This window comes from Kitasatospora sp. NPDC004272, from assembly GCF_053603035.1.
Genome location: NZ_JBSGET010000100.1, coordinates 1 through 19,700 on the forward strand (window position 1 = coordinate 1; position 19,700 = coordinate 19,700).

Below are 19,700 nucleotides of genomic sequence, written 5' to 3' on the forward strand. Positions count from 1 at the left end.
CACGCCGTGGTCGGTCACCCGGACGGACCGGCGCCGTCCCCCGTTTGACGCGCCCCGGACGGCGGCGTACAGAGAAGAACATGCGCCCGGGTGTCCCGGCGGACCCCAGCGGCCCGCCACCACGCACCGACCCCGGCCCGGCGACGCGCACCGGCCCCCCGCCCGGCGACGCCCGCTCCCGCCGGGACGCCGCCGTCGAGCAACTGCTCGCCGACGGCCTGCTGCGCGCCGTCCGCGCCACCGCCGCCTACGGGGGCGTGCTCTACCTGCACTCCGCCGACCGCCGCTCGCTGGTCGTCGCCGCCGTCGTCGGCATCCCGCTCACCCTGCTCGAACCGTTCCAGCGGATCGCCGTCGCCGCCCCGCTGCCCGTCGCCGACTCCTACCGGGGCGGCCGCACCATCGTGCTCGCCGACGCCGACGACACCATGCGCCGCTACCCCCGCCTCGCCGTCGGACTCCCCTACGCGCACGCCTCCGCCACCACCCCCGTCACCGCGGGCGACCACGACTACGGCGTGATCGCCGTCTTCTGGCCCGCCGACGGCAGCCGCCCGCCCGCCACCACCCGCCGCCAGCTGCGCACCGCCGGCAACCGGCTGGCCACCGGACTGCTCCCGCACGGCGATCCGGTCGGCGGCGAGGAACCGCCCGTCGTGGTGCCGCTGCCGGTGCCCGGCGGCGACGGCGTCCGGGTCGGCTTCTTCGACTGGGACCTCACGACGGGCCGGCTCACCCCCGACGACCGGCTGCGCGAGATCCTCGGCACCGGCCCGTTCGACGGCCGCGGCGCCACCCTGCTGGAACGCCTCGCCCCCGAGGACGTCACCCCGCTGCGCGAAGCCGCCCGCCGCGCCGCCCGGCAGGGCCGCCCCTTCACCCGCCGCGTCCGGCTGCGCGAACCCGGCGGCGGCACCCGGCAGCTCGACCTGCACGGCCGGCCCGTCGCCGACCCGGCCCGGCTGGTCGTCGCGGTGCTCGACGCCACCGCCGCCGCGGCCGCCACCGCCGCCGTCGAACGCCTCCGCGACGGCGTCTTCGCGCTCGACCCCGACGGGCGGGTCGGCTACGTCAACCGCAGCGCCGAGATGCTGCTCCACAGCACCCGCGCCGACCTGCTCGGACGCCGCCCCTGGGACGCGCTGAGCTGGCTCGGCGACCCCGCCTACGAGGACCGCTACCGCTCCGCGATGCTCTCCCAGCAGCCCACCGCGTTCCTCGCCCGCCGCCCGCCCCACCACTGGCTGGCCTTCTCGCTCTACCCCGACGCGCACGGCCTCACCGGCCGGATCGTCCCCGCCGCCCCCAGTGCGGACACCACCCTCCCCGAAGCCCCGCCGCCCACCCCCGCACCCCTCGGCGGCGTCTACCACCTGCTGCAACTCGCCTCCGCGCTCACCGAGGCCGTCACCGTCCGCGAGGTCGCCGAGGCCGTCACCGACCAGATCCTCCCCGGCTTCGGCGGACAGGAACTCGCCCTCTACCTGGCCCGCGCCGGCCGCATGCACCTGGTCACCCAGACCGGCTACCCCGAAGGCTTCCTCGACCCCTTCGAAGGCACCCCGATCCGCGCCCGGCTCCCCGGCACCGAAGTGTTCACCACCGGCGCCCCCGTCTTCTTCGAGACCCCGCGCGAACTCTCCGCCGCCTACCCCGGCATCCCCCGCGACGAGATGGGCGCCTGGGCCTTCCTCCCGCTGATCGCCTCCGGCCACCCCGTCGGCAGCCTCATCCTCGGCTTCGACCGCCCCCGGGTCTTCACCGCCGAGGACCGCTCCGTCCTGACCGCCCTCGGCGGCCTGATCGCCCAGGCCCTCGAACGCGCCCGCCTCTACGACGCCGAGTCCGCCGTCGCCCGCGGCCTCCAGCAGGCCCTCCTCCCGCACCGGCTCCCCGCCGTCCCCGGCCTCGCCACCACCGCCCGCTACCTGCCGGGCACCCGCGGCATGGACATCGGCGGCGACTGGTACGACGTCCTGCCCACCCCCGACGGCGGTGTCGTCCTGATCATCGGCGACGTCGAGGGCCACAGCGTCAAGGCCGCCGCCCTGATGGGCCAACTCCGCAGCGCGGTAAGGGCGTTCGCCAGCGGAGACGAACCCGTCGAGACCGTCGCCCGGCGCACCAACCACCTGCTGCTCGACCTCGACACCGGCCTGCTCGCCTCCTGCTGCCTGCTGCGCCTGCACCCCGCGACCCGCACCCTGCGCGCCGTCCGGGCCGGCCACCCCCCGCCGCTGCTGCGCGAAGCCGACGGCCGCACCACCGTGCTCGACCTCGCCGGCGGACCGCTGCTCGGCATCGACCACGACCTCGACTTCCCCGCCACCGAGACCCGGCTGCCGCCGGGGGCCACCCTCGTCCTCTACACCGACGGCCTGGTCGAATCCGCCACCGCGACGCTCTCCGAGGGCATCGACCGCCTCCGCACGGCCCTCGCCCACGCGCCCACGCTCGAACTGGAGCCGCTCACCGACCTGCTGGTCGGTCAGGCGCGGCACGACGGGTGGCGGGCGGACGACGTGGCGGTGCTGGTGGCCCGGCTGGGGGAGGTGAAGTGAGGGGGCCGGGTCGGGGGTGAGGGGCTGGGGCGGGGACGGGTGGATGGGTGGGCTGGTCGGGCAGGCGCGGCACGACGGGTGGCGGGCGGACGACGTGGCGGTACTGGTGGCACGGCTGGGGGAGTGAGGGGCGGTCGATGACGGGACGGGGGTCAGCGGGGGCGGACGAGGTGGCAGGCATGGGCGAAGACGACGGCTTGGACGCGGTCGCGGAGGGCGAGTTTGTGCAGGACGCGGCCCAGGTGGGACTTTACGGTGGCTTCGGCGAGGTGGAGGGCGGCGGCGATCTCGGCGTTGGAGCGGCCGTGGCCGACCTCGACCAGGACCTCGCGTTCGCGGGCGCTGAGCAGGGCCAGCCGGGCGTGCCGCTCGGCGGTGTCGCGGGTGGGCAGGTGGGGGCGGAAGTCGTCCAGCAGGCGGCGGGTGATCCGCGGGGAGAGGGCGCCCTCGCCCGCCGCCACGTTGCGGACGGCGGCGAGCAGTTCCTCGGGCCGGGTGTTCTTGAGCAGGAAGCCGGCGGCGCCGGCGGCCAGCCCGGCGAAGGCGTACTCGTCCAGGTCGAAGGTGGTGAGCAGGAGGACCCGGCTGCGCGGGGCGAGCCGGACGATCTGCCGGGTGGCCTCGATCCCGTCCGTCCCGGGCATCCGGACGTCCATCAGGACGACGTCGGGGCGCAGCTCCCGGGCCAGCCGCACCGCCTCCGCGCCGTCCGCGGCCTCGCCGACCGGGGCCAGGTCGGGCTGGACCCCCAGGATCGTGGTGAAGGCCATCCGCAGCAGGGCCTCGTCGTCGGCGACCAGCACCCGGACCGTCACGCGGGCACCCCCCGGCGGTAGCCGGTGAGCGGGAGGCGGGCGTGCACTTCCCAGCCGCCGCCGGGCCGCGGTCCGGCCCGCAGGGTGCCCCCGTGGGCGGCCGCGCGCTCGCGCATGCCGGGCAGGCCCCGGCCGGGCGGACGCGGCGGGGCCGGGACGGTCGCGGGGGCGCCGACGGCGGGGCTGTCGTCGGTGACGTGCACGGTGACGGCGGCGGCCGAGCAGTGGACGCGGACCGCGGCGCGGGTGCCGACGGGGGCGTGCTTGAAGGTGTTGGTCAGGGCCTCCTGCACCAGGCGGTGAACGGTCAGCTGGACACCGGCGGGCAGGCGGACGCGGGCGTCGCTGTCGCTGTCGCCGTCGCCGTCGGCGGAGATCTCGACCCGGACCGGCAGCCCGGCGGCGCGCATCCGGTCGGCCAGCGCGGCCAGTTCGGCGAGGCCGGGCAGCGGGTGGTTCGGTGCGGTCGGTGCCGTCAGGTCGTCCGGTGACTCCGGTGAGTCCGGGGCGTCGGGCGCACCGGTGCGCAGCAGGCCGAGTGAGCGCCGCATGTCGGTGAGGGCCTGCCGTCCGGTCTCGGCGGCCCCGCGCAGGGCGGTGGTGGCCTTCTCAGGGGAGCGGTGCTGGGCCTGCAGGGCGGCGTCGGTGAGCGCGACCATCACGGACAGGTGGTGGGTGACGATGTCGTGCACCTCGCGGGCGATCCGGGCCCGCTCCTCGGTGACGGCCAGCCGGGTCCGCTGCTCCTGGCGCTGTGCGGCGAGTACGAGGTGGGCCCGGGCGGTCCGGGCGCGCCGGCCCAGGGTGGCGACGGCGAGCACGGTCGCGCTCAGGGCGACGAAGGGGGCGAGGAACGCGCCCGGCGCGGCCCAGCGCAGGCAGGCCAGCAGGGCCCCGCCCTCCGCGACGGCGCAGGCGGTCAGCGCGGCCCGCCGCCCGGCCTGCCCGGCCACCGCGTACAGGGCCACCAACAGGGCCGCGTCCGCAGGTAGTTGGACGTCGGCCAGCCACTGGAGCAGCGCCGCCGCGGCCACCGCCCCGAACACCGCGCGCGGGGCCCGGCGCCGCCACCGCAGCGGCAGCACCAGGGCGCAGGTGAGGCCCGCGACCACCGGGAGCCGCCCGGCCGGCCAGGTGGCGGCGGCGTGCAGCAGCAGTGCGGGCAGCAGTAGCAGCGGAAGTAGCAACTCCCTTGCGGAATAGGGGAGTCGGAGGAGGTGGTGGCGCGGCGAGTGGGCTGCGTCCGCCTCGGTCATGGCGGGTTCCTGTCGGTCGGTCGGCGGGGCGGCTTCGGCCCGGTGCCGCCACGCTAGGCGGCGGTGGCGGCGGTGCGCATGAGTCCGCCGTCGGAGCGGGGCGGGGCCGGGTACGACCGCAGGAGGAGGGGCGGTACCTTCCCGGGTCGCAGGGCGGGGGCCGGGCGGGCGGGTCCGGGTGCGACCGGGGTGGCGGCGGGGAGGCGACCGGCGGGCGATGCGGCGCGGGGCGGCGCGCTCCGAGGATGGCGGGGTGACCGAGACGATCGCGGGGCCCTCGCTGTCCCCACTGGAGTTCCTCGCCGTACTGGCCGCCGCCGTCCTGGTGGTGGCGCGCTGGCTGCCCCCGGCCGCCCGCTCGCGGACCGCCGTCGGGGCGGCGGCGGTCTTCGCGGCGGCCGCCGCGCTGCTGGGGGTGACGGGGGTGCGCTGGCAGCTGTGGCCGGTGCTGGCGGGCGGCGGCGCCGTGCTGCCGTTCGCGCTGGCCCCGCTGGTCCCGCTGGTGCGGCGGCGGGGATCCGGCCGGGCGGCGCGGCGGGCGCCGTGGTGGCTGGCGCTGCCGGGGGCGGTGGCCTGCCTCGGGCTGGTCGCGGCCGGGCCGGTGGCGGCGTGGGCGTTCCCCGCGCCGGTGTTCCCCGCGCCGTCGGGCCCCTACGCGGTCGGCACCCGGGTGCTGCAGTGGACCGACCCGGACCGGCCCGAGACCTTCACGGCCGACCCGGACGACCGGCGCACCCTCGTCGTCCAGCTCTGGTACCCGGCCCGGGAGAGCCCGGCGGGCACGCCGGGCGCGCCCTACCTGGGGCGCACCGGGGCGGAGGCGCGCACCGTCGCCGGGGCGCTCGCGGCCGGGGCGGGCCTGCCCGGGTTCCTGTTCGACGACGCGGCGCGGGCCCGCGGCCGGGCGGTGGCCGGGGCACCGGTGGCCGACGGGGCGGAGCGGTTCCCGGTGGTGCTGTTCTCGCCCGGATCGGGCGGGGCGCGCACCCAGAACACCGCCTGGGCCCAGGAGTTGGCGAGCCACGGCTACCTGGTGGCGGCCCTGGACCACCCGTACGACAGCGCCGCGGTGGTCCTCGACGACGGCCGCACCGTCCGGTCCGCGACCTCCTCCACCGGGGACCGGGACGCCGACGAGAAGCTCGCGGCCGACTGGACGGCGGTCCGGGCCGCCGACCTGGGCTTCGTGCTGACCCGGCTGGAGGGGCTGGACCACGACGGCGCCGACCCGCTGGCCGGACGCCTGGACACCGGCCGGGTCGCGGCGGCCGGGCACTCGATGGGCGGCGCCGCCGCGCTCCAGGCGGCCCGCCGGGACGCCCGGATCGGCGCCGTGATCGACCTGGACGGCTTCCCGCACGGCCCCGCCGCGCCGGAACTGCACCAGCCGGTGCTGGCGCTCGTCCAGGAGACCACCCCCGACACCGACCCGCGCTACCCGCCCCGGCTCGCCGAGGCGCTGGCGGCCGACACCGCGCCGACCTACCGGCTCACCGTCCCCGGCGCCGCCCACCTCAGCTTCACCGACGCGCCCCTGTACCTGCCGCCGGTGCCCTCGCTGGTCGGCTCGCTGGGCCGCACCGGCGCCCCGCGCCTGGTCGCCGCAGCCACGCTCGCCTTTCTGGACGCCACCCTGCGGCCCGCCCCCGGCGGCGACCCGGCCGGCCCGCTGTCGGCCTACGGCGCCCTCACCGTGCACCGGCCGACCACCGGCTGACCTGCCGTCAGCGGCCCTCGTCCGCCCGTCCGTCCGCCCGTCCGTCCGCCCGTCCGTCCGCCTGGCCGGCTGTTCGTCTCCCGGCTACTGCTCGGCGGGCGGGGCGGCGGGCAGGGCGGCGGCGGCCGCGCGGTGGACCTTGGCGAGGGCGCTCAGCAGGTGGCGGCGCTCCTCGGGGGTCAGGTCGGCGGTGACCCGTTCCTCCAGCAGGCGGCGTTCGGCCTCGACGGGCTGCTGGAGGGCGCGGCCGGCGTCGGTCAGCCGGAGGCGGACCAGGCGCTGGTCGCGTTCGTCGCGGGTGCGGGTGAGCAGGCCGGCGGTGGCCATCCGGGTGGCCATCTTGACGACGGTGGGGGTGGTGACGCCGAGGGCGGCGGCGATCTCGCCGGGGGTGCGGCCGTCCTGCTCCCACAGGGCGGCGAGCAGCAGGTTCTGGCCGAGGTGCAGCCCGTGGCGGCGCATGCCGGCCTCGGCGGCGGCCCGGAGCACCTTGGAGGTCCGGCCGTGCAGGTCCAGGAATTCGGGCATGGCGGGCCTCCGCTCGGTGCCCGGCGGGCACCGCAGGTCGATTGACGGCTAATCAGTTCCCGGCTAACGTTCCCGTCGAGAGATCGATAGACGGCTAATGTCTTCAGGGGGAACGATGATACTGGTCACCGGTGCGACGGGGAACGTCGGCCGCGAACTGGTCCGGGCGCTCGACGGGAAGGGCGCCCGGGTGCGCGTTCTGGTCCGTGACCCGGCCCGGGCCGCCGCGCTGCCCGCCCGGATCGAACGCGCCGTCGGCGACCTGGGCGAACCCGCTACCCTGGCCCCGGCGTTCGAGGGCGTCGAGCGGCTCTTCCTGCTCACCCCCGGCCTCGGCACCGAGCACACCGCCCACGCCGTCGCCGCCGCCCGCGCCGCCGGGGTGCGGCACCTGGTGCACCTCTCCTCCGCCAACGTGCTCGGCGACCCGATGCCCGCGATGGGCCGCTGGCACCACGCCCGCGAGGAGACCGTCCGCGGCGGCGGCGTCCCGTTCACCGTCCTGCGGCCCGGCGGCTTCATGACCAACGCCCTCGAATGGGCCGACACCGTCCGCGCCGGCGGCTACGTCCTCGACCCGGTCGGCCCCGGCCGCCTCGCCCCGATCGACCCCGCCGACATCGCCGACGTCGCCGCCCGCGTCCTCACCGGGGACGGCCACCTCGGCGAGCACTACGCGCTCACCGGCGGCGAGGCGCTCACCGTCGCCGAACAGGTCGCCCTGCTCGCCGCCGCCACCGGCCGCCCGATCGAGGTCCGCCCCACCGCCACCCCCGAGGAGGCCGTCCGGGCCCGCTTCCCGGCCGGCGCCCCCGCCGCCCTCGCCGCGGCGATCACCGAAGCCTTCGCCCTGCTGCGCGCCGACACCACCGGTTTCCGCACCGACACCGTCGCCCGCCTGCTCGGCCGCCCCCCGCGCACCTTCGCCGCCTGGTGCGCCCGCCACGCGGACGCCTTCCGGTAGGCCCGGCGGTGGCAGTGGGCCCCGGCGGCCCCGGCCGCGACCAACGTCGGTGCGCGGCGTCGACTTTCGGGGGCAGCGGGCCGGGCGCGGGGATGGCTAGGGTCGCGGGGTGAGGACGCGGACGTGGTGGGGGCGGCTGTTCCCGGGGCCCTGGCGGTGGTGGACGGCCGTCCGGGAGGTGCTGGGCGGGCTGCTGGTGTGCGCGCTGGCGGCGCTGCTGCAGGCCGGCGACAGCGGCGGCTGGCCGTCGGGGCTGGTGGTGGGGGGCAGTGCGGTGCTGTACGCGCTGCGGCGCGGGCTGCCCGGGCCGGTGCTGGTGGTGGCGGCGGCCGGGATGGGCGGGCCGTCCGGGTTCCTGCCGCTGCTGGTCACCGCCGGGTACTCGGCGGGCCGGCGGCTGAACCGGCCCTGGCGGGCCCCCGCGGTGCTGGCGCTCGGCTTCCCGGCCACCCTCGGCGTCGCCCTGCTGCAGAACCGGCGCGACCACTTCCCGCTGCCCGTCCTGCTCGGCCTGTGCGTCGCCGGGTACCTGCTGGTCGGCGTGCTGCCCGCAGTCATCGGACGCTACCGGGCCCAGCGCGTCGCCCTGCTGGCCAGCCTGCGCGAACGCAACGAGCAACTGCTGCGCGAACGCGTGATGATCGCCCGGCAGGCCCGGCTGCGCGAACGCCACCGGATCGCCCAGGACATGCACGACAGCCTCGGGCACCAACTCGCCCTGATCGCCGTGCACACCGGCGCCCTGGAGGTCGACCGGACCCTGGGCGAGCAGCAGCGCGAGGCCGTCGCCGTGCTGCGCCAGGCCGCCACCGGCGCGATGCGCGAACTGCGCGAGGTGGTCGGCCTGCTGCGCGAGGACACCGCGACCGCGCCCGGCGGCGTCGACGCGATCGAGCGCCTCGCGGCCGCCTCCGGCGCGGCCGGCACCCGGATCGAACTGCGCCACGAGGGCGCCGCCCGCCCGCTGGCCGCCGCCACCGGCCACGCCGCGTACCGGATCGCCCAGGAGGGCCTGACCAACGCGCACAAGCACGCCCCGGGCGCGCCGATCACGCTGACCGTCCGGTACGAGCCGGACGCGCTGGTGGTGGAGGTGGCCAACGGCCCCGGCGGGGACGGCGCGGCGGCGGTCTCCGGCGGGCAGGGCCTGACCGGGCTGCGCGAACGGGCCCGGCTGCTGGGCGGGATGGTGCACAGCGGGCCGCAGCCGGGCGGCGGCTTCCGGCTGGCCGGGATGCTGCCCTACACCCCGGAGGGGGCCCGGGCCGCCGTCCCCGACGACGAGGAACTCGCCCTGCTGTCCGGTGACTTGGAGGAACCCGGCAAGCGCCGCCGTCCCGCGCTGGGCTGCGCGCTCGGCGCGCTCGGCGTGCTCGGGGCGGTGGCCGCGGTCGCCGCGGTCGGCGCCATCGTGTTCGTCAGCTCGCTGCGGGACGCCACCGTGGCGGTGAAGCTGTACGACTCGATCGAGGTCGGCCAGAGCGAGGAGTCCGTCAACGAACGCCTGCCGGTCGGCAGCGACTTCCTGACCGGCGACTTCCACAGGATCGGCCCGCCGGTGCCGGAGGGCGCGCACTGCCGCTGGTTCGCCAGCGACCGCGGCAGCGGGACGGACGGCCAGGACGTGCTGCGGTTCTGCTTCAAGGACGGCCGGCTGGTGGAGAAGCAGCACTTCCGTGGGAAGGTGTAGGACGCACTGGGGACGAAGGGACGCGCGGTGATCCGGGTACTGGTGGCCGACGACGAGCCGTTGATCCGGGCCGGTATCCGGATGATCCTCACCTCGGCGGAGGACATCGAGGTGGTCGGCGAGGCCCCTGACGGGGCGCAGGCGCTCCGGCTGGCCGCCGAACTCGCCGCGGACGTCGTGCTGCTGGACATCCGGATGCCGGTCATGGACGGGCTCAGCGCGCTGGCCGAACTGCCCCGGGCCGCGCCGGGCGCCCGGGCGATCGTGCTCACCACCTTCGGCGAGCGGGAGAACGTGCTGCGGGCGATCACCTCCGGCGGGGCCGGCTTCCTGCTCAAGGACACCGCCCCCGGCGAACTGATCCAGGCCGTCCGGGCCGCCGCCACCGGCCACGCCTTCCTCTCCCCGGCCGCCGCCCGGCACATCGTCGACAGCCTCGCCGACGGCCCGGCGGCCGCGCGCGGCGAACGGGCCAGGCGGCGGCTGGCCGTGCTCACCGCGCGCGAACGCGCCGTGGTCGATCTGCTGGGGGAGGGCCTGTCGAACGCCGACACCGGCGCCCGGCTGCACATGAGCGAGGCGACGGTGAAGACCTACGTCAGCCGGATCCTCGCCAAACTGGACTGCGAGAACCGGGTCCAGGCCGCCCTGCTGGCCCGCGACGCGGAACTCTGACGGTCCGTCAACTCCATTCGGACGGAAGGGCGATGCCCAACTGGGCGGCCCGCTCCGTGTACGCCTTGCGGATCCGCCGCAACGCCTCGGGGCGGAACGGGTCCTGGGCCGGGATGGCCGCCGCGGCGGCCAACGCCTCCTCCATCAGGACGAGTTGCAGATCCGGCCGGAGCAACACCGGGTAGTGGTTGGTCAGTTCGATCGCCGCCAGCGCCAGCCGCGGCAGGTGCGCCGCCGGGTTCTCCCGGGCCAGCAGGCGGTGCGCCCGGTACGCCTGCCACGGGGTGGGCGGCTCGCTGCCGGCCAGCAACACCCGGGCCCGCAGTGCGAGTTCCTGATCCACGCGTGAGGACACATGACTCCCATCGATCTCGTCCAAGGGGGAATGCGGACGAGTCTGCGGCCCACCGGGCGTGCCGGACAAGGGCGGAGGGATGTGCGCTCGCTCCTACCGGAAGCGGCCGTGAACAGGCAGAATGGGGGTCGATACGCTGCCGGGAGGGTCTCAGGCGACGGGCTCGGCGGGTGCTGCGGCGGCAGCTGCGGCCAGTCGGTCGCCGATCGCGTCGACCTCCGCCGACAACTGGGCCCGCAGCGCGGGCAGCAGGGCGAGCGCCGCCCGGGCCGCGTCCGGGTCCGGCTCCGGGTCCCGGTGGGCGGCGGTGACGGCGGCGCGCAGCGGCAGCACGGCCAGCGCGGTCTCCCACGCGGTGCGGTGCACGCCGGTGGCGTAACGGGACGTCAGGTACTCCAGCGGGGCGAGCGCCAGCGCGTCCCGGTCGGCGGGCCCGGCCAGCCGGTGCTCGGGCAGCAGCCAGGCCACCCCGTCCCGCGCGACCAGGTCGAACGCCCGGGACAGGTCCGGGGCCGCCGGGCCGCGCGCCGACTCGGCGGTGGCCGCCGCCAGCAGCCGCTCCAGCATCGCCGCCTCGCGCGGGCCCTCCGGCCGGTCCGGGTGCTCCTGCCCGGCGAGCAGCTGCTCCAGGTGGTAGCGCTGGCCCCAACTGCCCACCGAGCGGTGCATCGCCCCGGCCCGGGTCTCCCGGATCGCGGCCAGCACCAGCGCCCGGGTGGTCAGGTCCCGGCGCACCGCGAACGCCCCGGCCGCCCCGTCCGGGAACAGCCGCCCCAGCGCGGAGCGCACCGCGTCCACCGTCGGCCCGTCGTACCACCGCAGCGTCCAGCGCGGCCCGGTCGACCCGGGCTGCGGCTCGTACTGCGGCTCGAACGGGACGCGGAACAGCACCGACAGCCGGTCGGCGATCCGGCGGGCCTGCGGGCCGCGGAGCGGCTGCGCCGGCGCGGGGGAGAACGACGCGGGGGAGGACGGCGCGGGGGAAGACGGCGGAGCGGACACGGGCGCGGGCGAGGCGGCGCGCTCCGGGGTGCGTTCGGGGGTGCCCATGGCGGGAGACTAGCCAGGCCCGGCCCCGGCGCCGGGCGACGCGCGGGGCGGCTCAGCCGTTCGCCGCAACCCGCGGGCGGCGGCGGTCGGGGCCCGCGGACCCGGGGGGCGGGGCCCGATCGTCCGGTGGGGGACGGGACTTGGGGAGACCGCTCAGCCGGTGGTGGCCACGTGGAGCGGCTCGCGGCGGACGGCGGGAGGGGCGGCGGGAGGGGCGGCGGGTGCGGGGTGCGGGGCGCTCGACCGGTCGGCGGGGGCGGTGAACTCGATCGCCCGCAGCCGGGCGGCGGCCGCGCGCGGGAGCAGCACGGCGGAGGCCACGTCCGGCGGGAGCGGGCCCTCGGCGGTGGCCAGGGCGCGCAGGGCGGCCCAGGCGCGGCGGTGGCGGGCGAAGGCGTACCGGGAGACCCGGCGGCCGCGGCGGCGCTGCCCGTCGGCGGCCTGCGCGGGGCTGGCGTCCAGCAGCAGCAGGTGCAGCCGGCGGCCCTGCCGGGCGGCGGCCCGGGCCAGCGCCCGGCGCACCCACGGCAGGGTGCCGCAGTCGTGCACGACCAGCGGGCCGCCGGCCCGGACCGCCGCGCGCAGCCGCAGGTAGTGGGCGAGCCGGACCAGCGGCCGGTACAGCGCGTACGGGACGCCGGGCAGCGCGCGGGCGAAGGCGGCCCGGGTGTGCTGGGAGTCGATCACCGCGGCCCGGGCGCAGCGCCGCATCAGGGTGCTCTTCCCGCTGCCGGGCAGGCCGGAGACCACCAGCACGTCGCCCGCCGGGTAGGCCAGCCGGGCCGGGGCGGGGCGTCCGGTCAGGTCGTGCCGGTCGTGCGGGCGCAGCAGCGGGTGCACGCGGTCCTCCTCAAAGAGTGTGCCAAGGGGGCGTCATGTGAACGTCATGCCCGGGGGATCCGGTTCCAGGCGTGCGGCGACCCAGCTGTGACGCGGCTGTTTCCGTTCCCGGACACCCTGGGTGAAATCCGGCGGATGATCCGTGGCAGGGTGGGCGGATGCGATTCTCCCCGGGGCAACTCGCCCGGGGCGCAGGGGAACCGTGGGAAAGATGGGGTGGGGGCACGTGGGGCACATGAGGTTCTGCTTCCTGGTCGAGGAGCACTACCGCAACGACGGGATGCCGCTGGCCGTGGTCGAGCACCTGCGGGCCACCGGCCACCGGGTGGACGTGCTGCGGCCCGGTGCCGACCTGCTCGACCTCGCCAAGCTGGTGCGCAGCGGCAAGCACGACGCCTGGGTGCTGAAGACCGTCTCCGGCGGCCCGGGCCTGGGCCTGCTGGAGTCCGCCGCCGCGGCCGGGCTGACCACCGTCAACGACGCCCGGGCGATCCGGCCGGTCCGCGACAAGGCGCGGGCCGCCGTGGTCGCCGCGCTGCACGGCCTGCCGATGCCGCGGACCTGGGCCGCCGCCGACCCGGCCGCGTTCGCCGCGATCGGCGCCCGCCGCTACCCGCTGGTGGTCAAGCCCGCCGACGGCTCCTCGGGGCGCGCCGTCCACCTGGTCGAACGCCCGGAGCAGCTCGCCGGGTTGGCCGCCCCCGCGGACGGCGGGCTGCTGATCGCCCAGCCCTACGTGCCCAACGACGGCTGCGACCTGAAGGTGTACTGCGCGGGCGGCGAGTTCTTCGCCACCCGGCGCACCTCGCCGCTGCACCCGCACCACCCCGCCGTGGAGCGACCCGTCCCGCTGCCGCGCGAGGTCGCCGCGCTGGCCGCGCAGGTCGGCGAGGTCTTCGGCCTCGACCTGTACGGCCTGGACGTGCTGATCGGCCCGGACGGCCCGGTGGTCGTCGACGTCAACGACTTCCCGAGCTTCCGCCAGGTGCCGCGCGCCGTCGAGCGGGTGGCCGACGCGGTGGTCCGGCTCGCCCGCACCGGCTCCTCCTGGCCCACCCCCGGCGCGGGCCCGCTGCTCACCGACGCCGGAGTCGCCGGATGAGCCCGTCGGCACCGCTGCGGATCGCCCTGATCGCCCGCGAACCGGACCACCCGCTGCTCGCCGGGGCGCGCCGACTCCTGGAGTCCGAAGGGCACGTGACGGTCGGCCCCGACGAGCCGGCGGACGTGGTGCTGCTCAAGGCCCGCGACGCGCGGTCGCTGCGCCGGGCCGAGCGGTACCAGGAGACCGGCACCCCCGTGCTCAACTCCGCCGCCGCCACCGCCGATTGCCAGGACCGGGCGCTGATGGAGCGCACCGCCCGGGCGGCCGGCCTGCCGTTCGCACCCACCCTCGCCACCGGCGTCCTGGGCGAACTCCGCTGGGACGGACCGGTGGTGGTCAAGAGCCTGCGCAGCCGCAAGGAGGACCTGGTGGCCCGCGCCGACAACCCCGGCCGGTGGCGCGAACTCGTCGCGCTGTGGCCCGCCGAGCAGGTCCTGCTCCAGCGTCCGGTGGACGGCGACGGCTGGGACCGCAAGGTGTGGGTGGTCGGCGGCGAGGTCTTCGCCGAACAGCGCCGCTCCGAACTCGCCCCGGGCGACCCCGCCCGCCGCCCCTGGGCGCCCGACGAGCGGGAGCGCGCCCTCGCCCTCGCCGCCGGGTCCGCCTTCGGCCTCCAGGTGTACGGCGTCGACCTGCTGTCCGGCCCCGACGGCCCCGTCGCCGTCGACGTCAACGCCTTCCCGGGCGTCCGCCACCAGCCGGGCGCCCCGGCGGCGCTCGCCGCGCTCGTGCTGCGCACCGCCCGCCGCTGAGCCGCGTGCCGTGGGGCCTGCCGCCGCTGGAGCGCGCCCGGCGGAGCGTGCCGCCGTGACCTGCCGGTTCCGGACCTATCGCATTCGCACCCCGTGGGTCCACCCGGCCCCCGGCGTCTGCGAGAATCGGCGACGGAGATCCGGACGAGGAGGAGCGCGGTGCGCGAGGAAGAACCGCGGTCGCGGCTCCCGCAGCTGAGGCTGGACGAGCTGCTGGCCGAGCTGCAGGCCCGGATCGACGTGGCCCGGGGCACCCGGGACCGGGTGCACAGCCTGCTGGAGGCCGTCCTGTCGGTCGGCCGCGAGCTGGAGCTGACCCAGGTGCTGCGCCGGATCGTGGAGGCCGCGGCCGTCCTCGCCGACGCCAAGTACGCGGCGCTCGGCATCATCGGCCCCGACGGCGACACCCTCTCCCAGTTCATCACGGTCGGCCTGAGCGAGGAGGAGATCGCCCGGATCGGCCCCTACCCCACCGGGAAGGGCCTGCTCGGCGAACTCATCCGGCACCCGCACCCGCTGCGGCTGGAGGACCTCAAGCAGCACCCGGCGTCCACCGGCTGCCCCGCCCACCACCCCGAGATGCGGACCTTCCTCGGCCTGCCGGTGCGGGTGCGCGACGAGGTGTTCGGCAACATCTACCTGACCGACAAGCGCGGTGCCGCCGGGTTCGACGACGACGACGAGTCGGTGATCGCCACCCTCGCGGTGGCCGCCGGAGTGGCCATCGACAACGCCCGGCTGTACGAGGAGGCGCAGCGCCGGCAGCGCTGGCTGACCGCCACCGCCGAGATCAACCGCAGCCTGCTGTCCGGCAGTTCGCGCACCCAGGTGGTGGAGCTGATCGCCCAGCGGGCCTGCGACATCTCCGGCGCGAAACTGGCCGACGTGCTCACCGCGCTGCCCGACGGGGCCGGACTGCGGGTCGAGCTGGCGCTCGGCGGGGACGTCAACGGGCGGGTCGGGGTGGAGGTGGCGCTGGAGGGAACCCTCTCCGGCGCGGCCTGCGCGGCGGGCTTCCCGGTGACCTCGCCCGACCTGGCGGACGACCCGCGCTTCCCCGCCCGGGTGTCGCGCTTCGCGGGCACCGGGCCGGCCGTCGCGGTGCCGCTGGGCCGGGCCGAGGGCCACACCGAGGGCGTGCTGCTGCTGGTGCGCGGCAGTGGCGGGGCCGAGTTCACCGAGCGCGAGATCGACCCGCTGCTGGGCTTCGCCGACCAGGCCGCGCTCGCCCTGGAGCTGGCCGAACGGCGGCGCGACGCCGAGCAGTTGGCCGTCCTGGAGGACCGCGACCGGATCGCCCGGGACCTGCACGACCTGGCCATCCAGCGGCTGTTCGCGACCGGCATGACGCTGCAGAGCGCCTCCCGGTTCATCGACCACCCCGGGGCCGCCGACCGGGTCCTGCGGGCCGTCGGCGACCTGGACGAGACCATCAAGATCATCCGCTCGACGATCTTCGGGCTGCGGGTCCGCGAAGCCGGCGCCGGGCAGGGCCTGCGGGCCCGCGCCGTGCACGTGGTCGAGGAGGCGCAGGCCACCCTCGGCTTCGCGCCCCGGCTCAGCATGGAGGGCCTGCTCGACACCGACGTGCCGCCCGCCGTCGCCGACCACCTGGTGGCCGTCCTCGGCGAGGCGCTCAGCAACGCCGCCCGGCACGCGAAGGCCGGCCGGGTCGAGGTCACCCTGCAGGCCACCGGCGGCCAGGTCGCCCTCACCGTCCAGGACGACGGCGTCGGCATCCCCGCCCAGGGCCGCCGCAGCGGCCTGCGCAACATCGAGGAGCGCGCCCACGCCCTCGGCGGCGCCCTCACCGTCACCGCCCCGCCCGCCGGCGGCACCGTCCTCAACTGGACGGCCCCGCTGGGGCACTGAGGCGGCACCCGGCGGGGGACCGCACCCGGCGGGGGACCGCACCCGGCGGGGGACCGCACCCGGAGCAGTGACGGGACGGGGGCGGGAAGGGACGGGACGGGACGGGGGCGGGCGCCGGGGGAAGCCCCGCCCCGGCCGGTCCGGCGATCCGGCAGTTCGGGGCGGGGCGGTCCGGGGCGGTTCGGGGCGGTCCGGGGTGGGGCAGCCCAGTGCGGGTCAGCCCAGTGCGGCCGCCTTGCGGAGCAGGACGGCGCGTTCGCGGGCGTTGCGGCACAGCCGGGCGGCGAGTTCGAGCTCGGTGCGGGCCTCGGCGGTGCGGCCCAGGCGGGTCAGCAACTCGCCGCGGACGCCCGGCAGCAGGTGCGAGCCCGGCAGGCGGTCGGCGGCCAGCAGCTCGTCCACGAGGGCCAGCGCCTCGGCCGGGCCGCTCGCCATCGCGACCGCCACCGCCCGGTTCAGCTCGACCACCGGGGACGGCGCCACCCGCCCCAGCGCCTCGTACAGCAGCACGATCCGCTCCCAGTCGGTCTCCGCCACCGACGGCGCCACCGCGTGGCAGGCCGCGATCGCCGCCTGCAGCCCGTACGGGCCCAGGCCGCGCCCGGCGGTGGTGGCCCGGCCCAGGGCGGCCAGGCCGCGGCGGAGCGCCGAGCGGTCCCAGCGGGTGCGGTCCTGGTCCTCCAGCAGCACCGCCTCGCCGTCCGGGCCGGTGCGGGCCGGGAACCGGGCCGCGGTCAGCTCGAACAGGGCCAGCAGGCCGTGCGGTTCGGGTTCGCCGGGCAGCAGCGCGGTCAGCGTCCGGGCCAGCCGGAGCGCCTCGTGGGCCAGGTCCGGGCGCAGCAGGTCGTCCCCGCCGGTCGCCGTCGAGCCCTCGGTGAACACCACGTACAGCACGCTCAGCACCGCGCCCAGCCGGGCCCGGCGCTCCTCGGCGGGCGGCAGGGCGAAGGGGACGCGGGCCGCGGCGATGGTCTTCTTGGCCCGGGTGATCCGGGCCTGCACGGTCGGCACCGGCACCAGGAAGGCGCGGGCGATCTCCTCGCTGGACAGGCCGCTCACCACGCGCAGCGTCAGCGCCACCCGGGCCTCCGGGGAGAGCACAGGGTGGCAGGCGGTGAACACCAGCGCCAGCACGTCGTCGTCGATCCGGTCCGGGTCCCAGGGCGGTTCGTCCGGGGCGGCCTCGGTCACCTCGGCGGCGAGCAGGCCGTAGCGCTCGTCCAGCGCCGTGCGGCGGCGGAAGGCGTCGATCGCCCGCCGCCGCGCGGCGGTCAGCAGCCAGCCCACCGGGTTCGCGGGCGCGCCGTCGCGGGACCAGGCCACCAGCGCCTCGGTCAGCGCCTCCTGGGCGACGTCCTCGGCCAGGGCGAAGTCGCCGGTCCAGCGGGCCAGCGCACCGACGATCCGGGCGGACTCGATCCGCCAGACCGCGGCGACGGCCCGCCGGGCCGGCTCGGTGACCGCCCCCGCGTCCGGCGGGCCGCCGTCGTCGGTCGCGGGCATCAGAGCTGACCGGTCCGCTCGCGCCACGCCCGCTCCAGCGCGATCCACTCGTTGTCCTGCGGGAACTCGTCGATCGACGGGACGCGGCGCACCTCGCACTTGGCGCCCGGCAGCGCCGGGAGCCGCTTCGCCCACTCGACGGCCTCCTCCTTCGAGGCCACGTCGATCAGGTAGAAGCCGCCGAACAGCTCCTTGGTCTCCCCGTACGGGCCGTCGGTGACCACCGGCGCCTCGCCGTCGTAGTCCACCACCACGCCCTGGGCGGGGTCGTCCAGGCCCTCGGCCGCGATCAGCACGCCCGCCCGGATCATCTCCTGGTTGACCCGGCCCGTCGTCTCCAGCATCTCCTCGAAGGGCGTCTCGAACATCTTCGCCAGCGTCTCGTCCGTCGCCCGCATGATCAGCATGTACTTCGCCATCGTCCTGCTCCTCGCTCCCGGGATCCGCTTCCGGACCCTCTTCTATCCCAAGGTCGAACGGCGCGGGGGCGGATCGACACCGGCGGCCGGGAATTTCCCGGATCTTCCCGGTGGGTGGACCGACCTGGGGATTCGGTAGGCTCCAGGCTTCCGGACTGATGATCATTCCGGTGGACGGGGAGGTGCCGGATGGCGGGGCGGATCGCCGGGTGGGGAGCGGGCGCGGCGCTCGCGGTGCTGGCCGCGACCGGCTGCGGCCCCCTGGTGGGGGACGACATGGGGGTGAAGGGCACCTGCTCGGGGAGCGCGGAGCGGCTGGACGTCCTGAAGGGGCTGGCCGTCGGCAAGTCCGCGCCGGCCGGGGCGACCCCCGTGAACTGGGAGTACGAACTCAGCCACACCAGCAAGGAGATCGAGGCCGGGTGCGTGGGCGACTCCGTCACCCCGTGGCTCCGGGTCGGCCGGCTCTACCGCCACCCCGGCCCGCCCACCGAGGTGGTGGACTTCTACCGCGAGGCCGCCGCCGCCGACGGCTGGCAGCTCGGCGAGGACACCACGGACACCACGGCCGGCGACCCCCACGGCTACCTGTGCTTCTCCCGGAAGGTCGACGGCCGCCCCACCCTGCTGACGGTCGCCCTCCGACCCGAGGGCACCCTCGGCCCCGACGTCTACCAGGTGACCGTCCACCACAGCACCTACGACCCCGAGACCCACTGCGGCTAGGCGTACTGCCCACAGAGCTTGGTGGCGGGGCGGCCGGAACCCCAACACCGTTGGGCGGCAACGGTTTTCGAACAACCCCCGGTGTCGATACGCTGATTCGGCACCCACCCGCCGGGCGTGAGCCGCGCACGAGCACGGGGGCGGGGCGACGGGAGCGATCGGGGAGGCGGGCACCCATGGTCCTGGGCAGGCGGAAGCGACGGGAAGCGGACGACGCACGGGCGAAGTTCATCGCCAACCGGGAGCGGGTCCGCGCGTGGACCGGGCGGTGGGAGTGCCCCGAGGCGGACTGGCCGGCCTTCGAAGAGGTCCCGGGCCCGTGGGTGGTGCTGCCGAGCGAACGCGACCGGTGGCTGGACCTCCACGCCCCCTCCCTGGAGCGCTACCACTGGCTCCTCGAAGCCACGCCCAGGGCCAACGGCCTCGACGAGCTGTGGGCGTTCTGGGAGTTCCGCGCGGGCCACGAGTTCGAGCGACTGACCATCCGCTTCGGGACCGTCCACGACCCCGCGTACCTGGCCGAGCGACTGGCCCTCGCCGTCGAGGCGGCGGCCTTCGAAGGGTGGCAGGACGGCGACGCGCAGAGCGTCCACGACTGGCTGCTCGACGGGATCGGCGGCGTCCTCGGCCCCGGCCGCATGGTGCGGGGAAAGCACCGGGTGGGCTTCGTCCTGCTGGAGATGCTCTGCGCGGTGGCCAGCAGCACCGACGTCACCACCGAACTCCGCGTCTCGCTCACGACCACGTCCCTGGAGGGCAGGCCGTTGAAGCCGGACGGCCGGGACTAGGCGGTCGAGGACCGGACAAGGGCGGACACCGACCGGGTGCGGACTCACTGGGCGGGCGCCGCCCTGCCGGCCGTCGGCGCGGTG

Annotated in this window: 18 protein-coding genes; 10 read left to right on the top strand and 8 right to left on the bottom strand. The window is 77.0% G+C overall.

Features of this window, described 5'->3' with window-relative positions:
• Positions 1-80: 80 nt before the first annotated feature.
• Positions 81-2,561: a SpoIIE family protein phosphatase gene (locus ACWEO5_RS26610; RefSeq protein WP_452164764.1), complete on the top strand. Its 2,481-nt coding sequence runs from the start codon at positions 81-83 to the stop codon at positions 2,559-2,561.
• 152 nt (positions 2,562-2,713) lie between these two features.
• On the opposite strand, the gene ACWEO5_RS26615 is transcribed toward ACWEO5_RS26610, so the two are convergent.
• Positions 2,714-3,376 carry a response regulator gene (locus tag ACWEO5_RS26615; RefSeq protein ID WP_452164765.1) on the bottom strand — a complete coding sequence of 221 codons (663 nt, stop codon included), beginning with the start codon at positions 3,374-3,376 and terminating at the stop codon, positions 2,714-2,716.
• On the bottom strand, positions 3,373-4,632 hold the full coding sequence (locus ACWEO5_RS26620; protein WP_452164766.1) for a sensor histidine kinase: 1,260 nt from the start codon (positions 4,630-4,632) through the stop codon (positions 3,373-3,375). Before ACWEO5_RS26620 ends, ACWEO5_RS26615 begins: the two co-directional genes overlap by 4 nt.
• A 253-nt stretch (positions 4,633-4,885) precedes the next feature.
• Here ACWEO5_RS26620 and ACWEO5_RS26625 point away from each other — a divergent pair, with 253 nt between their 5' ends.
• Positions 4,886-6,349, top strand: coding sequence for an alpha/beta hydrolase family protein (locus ACWEO5_RS26625; RefSeq protein ID WP_452164767.1), 1,464 nt, complete (start codon positions 4,886-4,888; stop codon positions 6,347-6,349).
• 84 nt (positions 6,350-6,433) lie between these two features.
• Here ACWEO5_RS26625 and ACWEO5_RS26630 read toward each other — a convergent pair whose 3' ends face one another.
• Positions 6,434-6,877 carry a MarR family winged helix-turn-helix transcriptional regulator gene (locus ACWEO5_RS26630; RefSeq protein WP_452164768.1) on the bottom strand — a complete coding sequence of 148 codons (444 nt, stop codon included), beginning with the start codon at positions 6,875-6,877 and terminating at the stop codon, positions 6,434-6,436.
• Positions 6,878-6,992: 115 nt separating this feature from the next.
• On the opposite strand from ACWEO5_RS26630, the gene ACWEO5_RS26635 reads away from it, so the two are divergent.
• From ACWEO5_RS26635 to ACWEO5_RS26645, 3 genes are all read left to right on the top strand, one after another.
• Complete coding sequence (locus ACWEO5_RS26635; RefSeq protein ID WP_452164769.1) at positions 6,993-7,841, top strand: NAD(P)H-binding protein; 849 nt, start codon at positions 6,993-6,995, stop codon at positions 7,839-7,841.
• Between the two features lie 109 nt (positions 7,842-7,950).
• Positions 7,951-9,531, top strand: a complete 1,581-nt coding sequence (locus tag ACWEO5_RS26640; RefSeq protein ID WP_452164770.1) for a sensor histidine kinase — start codon at positions 7,951-7,953, stop codon at positions 9,529-9,531.
• Between the two features lie 27 nt (positions 9,532-9,558).
• The gene (locus ACWEO5_RS26645) at positions 9,559-10,206 is read left to right on the top strand and encodes a response regulator transcription factor (RefSeq protein ID WP_344556685.1); all 648 of its coding nucleotides are present in this window, start codon (positions 9,559-9,561) and stop codon (positions 10,204-10,206) included.
• A 7-nt stretch (positions 10,207-10,213) separates the two neighbouring features.
• Here ACWEO5_RS26645 and ACWEO5_RS26650 read toward each other — a convergent pair whose 3' ends face one another.
• The 3 genes from ACWEO5_RS26650 to ACWEO5_RS26660 all read right to left on the bottom strand — a co-directional run bounded on the left by ACWEO5_RS26650 (position 10,214) and on the right by ACWEO5_RS26660 (position 12,451).
• Positions 10,214-10,549, bottom strand: a complete 336-nt coding sequence (locus ACWEO5_RS26650; protein ID WP_452164771.1) for a hypothetical protein — start codon at positions 10,547-10,549, stop codon at positions 10,214-10,216.
• A gap of 162 nt (positions 10,550-10,711) precedes the next feature.
• Positions 10,712-11,611, bottom strand: coding sequence for a hypothetical protein (locus ACWEO5_RS26655; RefSeq protein WP_452164772.1), 900 nt, complete (start codon positions 11,609-11,611; stop codon positions 10,712-10,714).
• A 153-nt stretch (positions 11,612-11,764) separates the two neighbouring features.
• Complete coding sequence (locus ACWEO5_RS26660) at positions 11,765-12,451, bottom strand: AAA family ATPase (protein WP_452164773.1); 687 nt, start codon at positions 12,449-12,451, stop codon at positions 11,765-11,767.
• A 235-nt stretch (positions 12,452-12,686) separates the two neighbouring features.
• Between ACWEO5_RS26660 and ACWEO5_RS26665 the strand changes: the two genes are divergently transcribed.
• The 3 genes from ACWEO5_RS26665 (at position 12,687) to ACWEO5_RS26675 (ending at position 16,180) form a co-directional block, all read left to right on the top strand.
• Positions 12,687-13,553, top strand: a complete 867-nt coding sequence (locus ACWEO5_RS26665; protein ID WP_452164786.1) for an ATP-grasp domain-containing protein — start codon at positions 12,687-12,689, stop codon at positions 13,551-13,553.
• Positions 13,550-14,308 carry an ATP-grasp domain-containing protein gene (locus ACWEO5_RS26670; RefSeq protein WP_452164774.1) on the top strand — a complete coding sequence of 253 codons (759 nt, stop codon included), beginning with the start codon at positions 13,550-13,552 and terminating at the stop codon, positions 14,306-14,308. The genes ACWEO5_RS26665 and ACWEO5_RS26670 overlap by 4 nt, the downstream gene beginning before the upstream one ends.
• 159 nt (positions 14,309-14,467) lie before the next feature.
• Positions 14,468-16,180: a GAF domain-containing protein gene (locus ACWEO5_RS26675; RefSeq protein WP_452164775.1), complete on the top strand. Its 1,713-nt coding sequence runs from the start codon at positions 14,468-14,470 to the stop codon at positions 16,178-16,180.
• Between the two features lie 216 nt (positions 16,181-16,396).
• Here ACWEO5_RS26675 and ACWEO5_RS26680 read toward each other — a convergent pair whose 3' ends face one another.
• Together ACWEO5_RS26680 and ACWEO5_RS26685 are read right to left on the bottom strand one after the other, a co-directional pair.
• Positions 16,397-17,683, bottom strand: a complete 1,287-nt coding sequence (locus ACWEO5_RS26680; RefSeq protein ID WP_452164776.1) for an RNA polymerase sigma factor — start codon at positions 17,681-17,683, stop codon at positions 16,397-16,399.
• On the bottom strand, positions 17,683-18,102 hold the full coding sequence (locus ACWEO5_RS26685; protein WP_344556692.1) for a YciI family protein: 420 nt from the start codon (positions 18,100-18,102) through the stop codon (positions 17,683-17,685). Before ACWEO5_RS26685 ends, ACWEO5_RS26680 begins: the two co-directional genes overlap by 1 nt.
• Before the next feature lie 189 nt (positions 18,103-18,291).
• Between ACWEO5_RS26685 and ACWEO5_RS26690 the strand changes: the two genes are divergently transcribed.
• Both ACWEO5_RS26690 and ACWEO5_RS26695 read left to right on the top strand, forming a co-directional pair.
• Complete coding sequence (locus ACWEO5_RS26690; protein WP_452164777.1) at positions 18,292-18,828, top strand: hypothetical protein; 537 nt, start codon at positions 18,292-18,294, stop codon at positions 18,826-18,828.
• A gap of 176 nt (positions 18,829-19,004) precedes the next feature.
• A complete protein-coding gene (locus ACWEO5_RS26695) occupies positions 19,005-19,616 on the top strand; it encodes a hypothetical protein (protein ID WP_452164778.1) in 612 nt (203 codons plus the stop codon).
• Positions 19,617-19,700: the final 84 nt, after the last annotated feature.